The sequence below is a fragment of the Streptomyces sp. NPDC058877 genome (assembly GCF_042742855.1).
Lineage (GTDB): Bacteria > Actinomycetota > Actinomycetes > Streptomycetales > Streptomycetaceae > Streptomyces.
In genome coordinates this window covers 1-7299 of sequence record NZ_JBHYMF010000277.1, presented here as the reverse complement: position 1 = coordinate 7299, position 7299 = coordinate 1, and the positions used below count along the sequence as shown (strand labels likewise).

Here is a 7299-nt window from a genome sequence, read left to right as displayed (position 1 = left end):
GCCCGGTTCAGCGGGCTCCGCCGCGTTCCCGCCCGGATTGTGGTTCCCGGTCCAGTACGGTCCCGAGGGCGACCCGCAGGACCGACACCGGGTGCTCCGCCGCCGCCTCGGACCGCCAGGCGACGAAACCGTCGGGCCGGACCAGGACCGCACCGTCCGCGGTCACCCCGTGGGCCCGGGCCCAATCCGTCCCGTCCGTGGGGCAGAGGTCCGCATCAGGGCCCCCGCCGATCCGGTGGGACTCCAGGGGCACCCCGAGGTCCTCGGCGACCTGCTGTGCCGCGGCGTGCCATCCGGCTCCGGAGCCCGCCGTCGACAACAGCACCGGACGCCGCTCGTACAGGTCGAGGGACGAGAGGCGCACTCCGGCACGGTCCAGCCACAGGTGGGGCGCACGGCTACCGGGCTCGCCCGTCAACCGGAGATCGTCCGGAACGACCGGGACCGCGGGGTCCGCGCCCAGGACCGCGCCGTGCGGATAGCGGTAGCCCAGCGCGACGTTGAGGATCCCGCCCCGCTTCCCCGCCGGGACGCCCGCCCCCGGTTCGGGCGCGTACCCCGGGTGGCTGTGCTCGACCGAACGGGACGCGGCGCGGGCGCTCGTCGCCTCTGCGACCGGCCGGCGCTCCGCGTCGTACGAGGCCAACAGCTCGGGACCCGCCCAGTCGTCCAGGACCGCCGCGAGTTTCCACGCGAGGTTGTGGGCGTCCTGGATGCCGGTGTTGGAGCCGAAGGCCCCGGTGGGAGGCATCTCGTGGGCCGCGTCGCCGACGAGGAACACCCGCCCGTCCGCGTACCGTTCGGCGATCCGCTCGGCGGCGTGCCACGCCGCCCGGCCCGTGATCTCCACGTGCAGCTCCGGAACTCCCACGGCGCGCCTGATGTGCTCCCGGCACCGTTCGTCGGTGAACTCCTCCAGCGTTTCGCCCCGTTCGGGATGCCAAGGGGCGTGGAACACCCACCGCCTGGCGTTGTCCACCGGCAGCAGGGCCCCGTCCGCCCCCGGGTTGGTGAGGTAGCAGACGATGAAGCGCCGGTCGCCGACGACGTCCGCGAGGTCAGGGGAATCGAAGGTGACGCTCACGTTGTGGAACAGGTCGCCCGAGCCGTTCTGCCCGATGCCGAGCTGCTCCCGAACGGGGCTGCGCGGACCGTCCGCAGCCACCAGGTAGTCGGCCCGGACCGTGGTGTGCTCGCCGGTCTCGCGGCTCTTGATCCGCGCGGTCACCCCTTCGCCGTCCTGCTCGAACGACATCAGCTCGGTCGAGTACCGCAGGTCCCCGCCCAGCTCCCGCGCGGCCTCGAGCAGCACGGGTTCGAGGTCGTTCTGGCTGCACAGGCACCACTCGGCCGGGCTGAACCGGGCAAGGCCGCCGCCGGGGTCGATCTTCCGGAAGAGCCACTCGCCGACGTCGCCGACCAGGCTCGGCGCCTGCAGGATCCCGTTGTTCCCCGCGAGCACGGACGCGGCCCCGTGGATGCGGTCCCGAAGGCCCGCGGCGCGGAACACCTCCATGGTGCGCACGTTGTTCCCGCGCCCACGCGGATGGATCGAGGTGCCCGCGTGGCGCTCGACGAGCATGTGCGGCACGCCGAGGCGCCCCAGGAACAGCGAGGTGGACAGGCCCACCAGAGAGCCGCCGACGATCAGCACGGGCGTGCGTTGGTCGACCTCGCCGGTCGCTTCGCTTCGGTTCATTGATGACCTCCAGCGTCATCGCTGACGCAGGTCGAGGATGGGATGCAGATGTCTGCCCCCAGGAGCTCCCGACCGTGCCTGGAGAACACCCGAATGACGCGCGGTTCACTCATCCGCCCCGTGGGACTCGCGTGGAGGGCCCGCCCGCGCCGACGATCAGTACATGACGACCCCGGCCTTTCGAGCCAGGCGGTCCCTCCCCGCTCTCGAAGACGAGAAGAGGTGCGCCCCATGACCAGCGCCGCACGCGTTTCGCAGTCGGTGTTCGACGGGTCCAGGCTGCGGGTGATCCTGCTGCTCGACCTGTACGACGGAGCCCAACAGCAGTTCCTCGAAGCCTACGAAATCATGCGGAGGCAGGTCGCCGACGTCCCCGGCCACATCAGCGACCAGCTGTGCCAGTCCATCGAGAACCCCTCCCAATGGCTCATCACCAGTGAGTGGGAGAGCGCCCCGCCCTTCCTCGCCTGGGTCAACAGCGAGGAACACGTCGAGGTGGTCAAGCCGATGCACAGCTGCGTCCGGGACACCCGGTCGATGCGTTACAGCATCCTCCGGGAGACCGGGGCCCAGCGGCCGGTCACCCCGGAGACCCTCGCGGGAGAGCAGATCGCCGCCCGCGTGGGCGACGGAGTCACCCGCCACGCCCTCACGTTCACGGTCAAGCCCGGCTCCGAGTCGAAGGTGGCGGAGCTCCTCGCCGGATACGAGTCGCCCCGGGCACAGGTCGACGAGAACACCCGACTCCGCCGCACCTCGCTGTTCATGCACGGCAACCGCGTCGTACGGGCCGTCGAAGTCGAGGGCGACCTCCTCTCCGCGCTGCGACACGTCGCCCGGCAGCCCGAGGTCCGGGCGGTCGAGGAGGCCATCAACCCGTACCTGGAGCAGGACCGGGACCTCACCGACCCCGAGTCGGCCCGTGTCTTCTTCACCCGGGCGGCCCTCCCGGCCGTGCACCACGTGGTCTCCGCCGGCCCCGAGCCGACCGACCTCCGGCGCCACGCCCTGTACTACCCGGCCAAGGAGGGGCGCGGCACCGACCTGGCCCGGCTCCTCGCCCAGCAGGACGCGGAGGCCGCGGACGACCCCGACAGCCCCGTCCACGGCAGCACCGTCTTCCAGCGCGACGACGTCGTGGTGCGTCTGATCGACGTCAAGGGCGACCTCGACCTCGACCCGGTCGCGGCCCTCGGCATCAAGGGGCCCCGGAAGGCCAAGGTGCTTGAGCGCCTCCTCGACGGGGTCGCCATCGGCGTCGAGGGGTCCCTGGAGTCCGAGCGCAACCTCAACCGGCTCCTGTCGCACGCCGACATGTTGCCCGTCACCGACCGCCGCTCCGCCGACTCCTGAGAGGACCGCCGCGGGCCGTCCGGCCACCGGCCCCGACCGCGGGCCACCGGACCCGTTCCGCGGGCCCCGGCCCCGGCCGTCCGTCACACGTCACCGTCACAACCGGAGGTACCACCCCATGCTCCAGCAGCGTCCGCGCATCGTGAACCTGAGCGACACGGAACCCAACTGCAGACGCGGAGGTGACCTCCGGGCCATGCTCACGCCTGCCACCGTGGGCTCCACCAGCGGCTTCATGGGACTGGCCATCATCCAGCCGGGAGACCGCATCGGCGAGCACTACCACCCGTACTCCGAGGAGTTCGTCTACGTCGTCTCCGGGCTGCTCGAAGTGGACCTGGACGGCGAGACGCACACGCTCGTGCCCGACCAGGGACTGCTGATCCCCGTGGACGTCCGGCACCGCTTCCGCAACGTCGGCGACGTGGAGGCCCGCATGGTCTTCCACCTGGGGCCGCTCGCCCCGCACCCGAGCCTCGGCCACGTCGACACCGAGGACACGACCGGGACGGCACCGTGCGCAGCGGGCGCCGACCATGGACGGGCACGTGAGCGGGAGGGGGCGCTCGAGTGAAGCGACGCGTGGCCGTCACCGGCATCGGCGTGGTCGCCCCGGGCGGCGCCGGAACCGCGGCCTTCTGGGACCTCCTCAGCCAGGGGCGAACGGCGACCCGCGGGATCACCCTGTTCGACCCGGTCGGCCTGCGTTCCCGCATAGCTGCCGAGTGCGACTTCGACCCGTACGCCCACGGCCTTCCGCAGGAACTGGTCGAGCACGCCGACCGGTACATCCAGTTCGCGGCCGTCGCCGCCGGAGAAGCCGTCCGCGACTCCGGCGTCGACACCGCCGCCGAGAATCCCTGGCGGGTCGGTGTCAGCCTCGGCAGCGCCGTCGGCGGCACCACCCGACTGGAACACGACTACGTCCTGGTCAGCGAGCGCGGACGGCGCTGGGACGTGGACGACCGCGCCGCCGCCCCGAAGCTGCACCTGGCGTTCTCGCCCAGCACTCTGGCATCGGTGGTCGCCGAGCAGTTCGGCGCCCGCGGTCCGGTGCAGACCGTCTCCACCGGGTGCACCTCCGGACTCGACGCGGTCGGCTACGCCTTCCACACCATCGAGGAGGGCCGGGCGGACGTCGTGATCGCCGGGGCGTCCGATTCGCCGATCTCCCCGATCACCATGGCCTGCTTCGACGCCATCAAGGCGACCTCTCCCGACAACGACGATCCCGAACACGCCTCCAAACCCTTCGACGACCGTCGCAACGGCTTCGTCATGGGTGAGGGCGCGGCGGTCCTCGTCCTGGAGGAGTACGAGCACGCCCGGGCCCGCGGCGCACACGTCTACTGCGAGATCAGCGGCTACGCCACCTACGGCAACGCGTACCACATGACCGGTCTGACCGGCGAAGGGCTGGAGATGGCCCGGGCCATCGACACCGCGCTCGACCAGGCCCGCCTCGACCCCACGTCGATCGACTACGTCAACGCGCACGGCTCCGGAACCCGCCAGAACGACCGGCACGAGACCGCCGCCGTCAAACGGTCCCTGGGCTCCCACGCGTACGACACGCCCATGAGTTCCATCAAATCCATGGTGGGCCACTCGCTCGGGGCGATCGGCGCCATAGAGGTCGCCGCCTGCGTGCTGGCCCTGCAGCACCAGGTGGTGCCCCCGACCGCCAACTACGAGGTCCCCGACCCCGAGTGCGACCTGGACTACGTGCCGCGCACCGCCCGCCCCCGGAAGCTGAAGAACGTGCTCTCCGTCGGCAGCGGCTTCGGCGGCTTCCAGTCCGCCGTGCTCCTGACCGGGCCGGGCGGGAGGACACGATGAGCACACAGCGGCCCCCACGGGCGGTCGTCACCGGCATCGGTGTGATCGCCCCCAACGGATTGCGCTCCGACGCCTACTGGAAGTCCGTCCGAGAGGGTCTCAGCGTCCTCGACCGGATCACCCGCGAGGGCTGTGAGCACCTGCCCCTCAAGGTCGCGGGCCAGGTCGAGGGCTTCGACGCCTCGGCCCTCATCGACGAGCGCTTCCTCGTCCAGACCGACCGGTTCACCCACTACGCCATGGCCGCGGCGGCCCTCGCCCTCGTCGATGCCGGCCTCGGCCGGGGCGACGCCCCGGAGGAGCCCTTCTCCATCGGCGTCGTCACCGCCGCCGGCTCCGGGGGCGGCGAGTTCGGCCAGCGGGAGCTGCAGAAGCTCTGGGGACAGGGGTCCAAGTTCGTCGGCCCGTACCAGTCCATCGCCTGGTTCTACGCCGCGAGCACCGGTCAGATCTCCATTCGGCACGGCTTCAAGGGCCCCTGCGGCGTCGTCGCCAGCGACGAGGCGGGCGGCCTCGACTCCCTCGCCCACGCGGCGCGCGCCGTTCGACGGGGCACCGGTGCGGTCGTCGTCGGAGCCGCCGAAGCGCCGCTCGCTCCGTACTCGATGGTGTGCCAGCTCGGTTATCCCGAGCTCAGCACCGTCGAGGACCCGGACCGGGCCTACCGCCCCTTCACGGCGAAGGCGTGCGGCTTCGTCCCCGCCGAGGGCGGCGCCATGCTCCTCGTCGAGGACGAGACCCGCGCCCTCGACCGGGGCGCGACGGTGCGGGCCACCCTCGCCGGCCACGGCGCCACCTTCACCGGAGCCTCCCGCTGGGACCTGTCCCGCGAGGGGCTCGCCCAGGCCATCCGGGTGGCGCTCGACGAGGCGGACTGTGCCCCGGAGGAGATCGACGTGGTCTTCCCCGACGCCCTCGGCGTCCCGGAGGCGGACCGCGCCGAAGCACTCGCGATCGCCGACGTCCTGGGAGCGCACGCCCGGCGCGTCCCCGTGACGGCACCCAAGACCGGCTTCGGCCGGGCTTACTGCGGGGCACCCGTCCTGGACGCCTCGGCCGCCGTGCTCGCCATGGAGCACGGCCTGGTGCCCCCGACCCCCAACGTGTTCGACATCGACCACGACCTCGACGTGGTGGTGTCCCGCGCTCGCCCTGCCGAGCTGCACACGGCCCTCGTCCTCAGCCGGGGACTCATGGGATCCAACGCGGCGCTCGTCGTGCGCCGCGGTGGTGGACTCGCCCGCTAGCCCGGGCGGAGAAGGAGGAACGACATGATCACCCAGGAACTCACCTTCGGCGAACTGGCCGCGCTGATGAAGCACTCGGCGGGCGTCACGGTCGACCCCGCACGGCTGGAACAGGACCCCGACACCCCGTTCAACGGCCTCGGCGTCGACTCGCTCGGGTTGCTGGGCATCGTCGGGGAGCTGGAGAACCGCCATGGCGTGTCGCTGCCCAACGACGCCGAGCGCTGCAAGACGCCCGCAGAGTTCGTCGCCCTCGTCAACAACGCCCTGGCAGGAGTCTGACGTGTCCGCACACACCGACAACAGCATCACCATCGACGCCCCCCTCGACCTGGTCTGGGACATGACCAACGACATCGAGAACTGGCCCCGACTCTTCAGCGAGTACGCCTCCGTCGAGGTCCTCTCCCGCGAGGGCGACACCACCACCTTCCGCCTGACCATGCACCCGGACGAGAACGGGAAGGTCTGGAGCTGGGTGTCGGAGCGCACCACGGACCGCGTCAACCGGACGGTACGGGCCCGCCGGGTCGAGACCGGCCCCTTCGCGCACATGGAGATCGCCTGGGAGTACGAGGAACTGCCCGGCGGCGTCCAGATGCGCTGGATCCAGGACTTCGCCATGAAGCCCGACGCCCCCGTCGACGACGCGTGGATGACGGACAACATCAACCGCAACTCCCGCATCCAGATGGCGCTCATCCGGGACCGCCTCGTGGAGGCCGCGCGCGAGCGCCGGAGCGCACCGGTCACACCCGCCTGACGGGCACCCCAGGAAGGAGAACCATGCACCACGCACTGATCGTCGCCCGCATGGCGCCCGGTTCGGCGCCGGCGATCGCGGACGTGTTCGCCGAATCCGACCGGGGCGAACTGCCGCATCTGGTGGGCGTCGCCCGGCGCAGCCTGTTCCAGTTCGGGGACGTGTACCTGCACCTGATCGAGTCGGAGCAGGACCCGGCCCCCCAGGTCGCGAAGCTGGTCGGTCACCCCGAGTTCCGCAGCGTGAGCGAGCGTTTGTCGACCTACGTCAGCGCGTACGACCCGACGACCTGGCGGAGCCCCCAGGACGCCATGGCGCACTGCTTCTACCGTTGGGAGCGGAGCGCCGGCACCTGAGCCGGACGACCCGGTGAAACCCGAGGCCGCCCGTCCCGCGAC

The 7299-nt window shown here is 71.6% G+C and carries 8 protein-coding genes; 7 read left to right on the top strand and 1 reads right to left on the bottom strand.

What is annotated here, in order from left to right:
* Positions 1–7: 7 nt before the first annotated feature.
* Positions 8–1699, bottom strand: coding sequence for an FAD-dependent oxidoreductase (locus ACFW2Y_RS33635; RefSeq protein WP_384886895.1), 1692 nt, complete (start codon positions 1697–1699; stop codon positions 8–10).
* Between the two features lie 231 nt (positions 1700–1930).
* Here ACFW2Y_RS33635 and ACFW2Y_RS33630 point away from each other — a divergent pair, with 231 nt between their 5' ends.
* The 7 genes from ACFW2Y_RS33630 (at position 1931) to ACFW2Y_RS33600 (ending at position 7257) form a co-directional block, all read left to right on the top strand.
* Positions 1931–3052 carry a SchA/CurD-like domain-containing protein gene (locus ACFW2Y_RS33630; RefSeq protein WP_384886893.1) on the top strand — a complete coding sequence of 374 codons (1122 nt, stop codon included), beginning with the start codon at positions 1931–1933 and terminating at the stop codon, positions 3050–3052.
* Positions 3053–3170: 118 nt separating this feature from the next.
* Positions 3171–3626 carry a cupin domain-containing protein gene (locus ACFW2Y_RS33625; protein ID WP_384886890.1) on the top strand — a complete coding sequence of 152 codons (456 nt, stop codon included), beginning with the start codon at positions 3171–3173 and terminating at the stop codon, positions 3624–3626.
* Positions 3623–4891: a beta-ketoacyl-[acyl-carrier-protein] synthase family protein gene (locus ACFW2Y_RS33620; protein WP_384886887.1), complete on the top strand. Its 1269-nt coding sequence runs from the start codon at positions 3623–3625 to the stop codon at positions 4889–4891. The genes ACFW2Y_RS33625 and ACFW2Y_RS33620 overlap by 4 nt, the downstream gene beginning before the upstream one ends.
* Positions 4888–6138: a ketosynthase chain-length factor gene (locus tag ACFW2Y_RS33615; RefSeq protein ID WP_384886884.1), complete on the top strand. Its 1251-nt coding sequence runs from the start codon at positions 4888–4890 to the stop codon at positions 6136–6138. Before ACFW2Y_RS33620 ends, ACFW2Y_RS33615 begins: the two co-directional genes overlap by 4 nt.
* A 24-nt stretch (positions 6139–6162) precedes the next feature.
* Positions 6163–6420 (top strand): acyl carrier protein, encoded by a 258-nt coding sequence (locus tag ACFW2Y_RS33610; protein WP_384886881.1) that lies wholly within the window; start codon positions 6163–6165, stop codon positions 6418–6420.
* 1 nt (position 6421) lies between these two features.
* Complete coding sequence (locus ACFW2Y_RS33605; RefSeq protein ID WP_384886878.1) at positions 6422–6901, top strand: SRPBCC family protein; 480 nt, start codon at positions 6422–6424, stop codon at positions 6899–6901.
* A 23-nt stretch (positions 6902–6924) separates the two neighbouring features.
* Complete coding sequence (locus tag ACFW2Y_RS33600) at positions 6925–7257, top strand: TcmI family type II polyketide cyclase (RefSeq protein ID WP_384886875.1); 333 nt, start codon at positions 6925–6927, stop codon at positions 7255–7257.
* The last annotated feature ends 42 nt before the right edge of the window (positions 7258–7299 follow it).

Excerpts from the sequence above, each read along its gene's own strand:
- ACFW2Y_RS33635 (WP_384886895.1), bottom strand. The coding sequence starts at position 1,699 with ATGAACCGAAGCGAAGCGACCGGCGAGGTCGACCAACGCACGCCCGTG.
- ACFW2Y_RS33615 (WP_384886884.1), top strand. The coding sequence starts at position 4,888 with ATGAGCACACAGCGGCCCCCACGGGCGGTCGTCACCGGCATCGGTGTG.
- ACFW2Y_RS33610 (WP_384886881.1), top strand. The coding sequence starts at position 6,163 with ATGATCACCCAGGAACTCACCTTCGGCGAACTGGCCGCGCTGATGAAG.
- ACFW2Y_RS33630 (WP_384886893.1), top strand. The coding sequence starts at position 1,931 with ATGACCAGCGCCGCACGCGTTTCGCAGTCGGTGTTCGACGGGTCCAGG.
- ACFW2Y_RS33600 (WP_384886875.1), top strand. The coding sequence starts at position 6,925 with ATGCACCACGCACTGATCGTCGCCCGCATGGCGCCCGGTTCGGCGCCG.
- ACFW2Y_RS33625 (WP_384886890.1), top strand. The coding sequence starts at position 3,171 with ATGCTCCAGCAGCGTCCGCGCATCGTGAACCTGAGCGACACGGAACCC.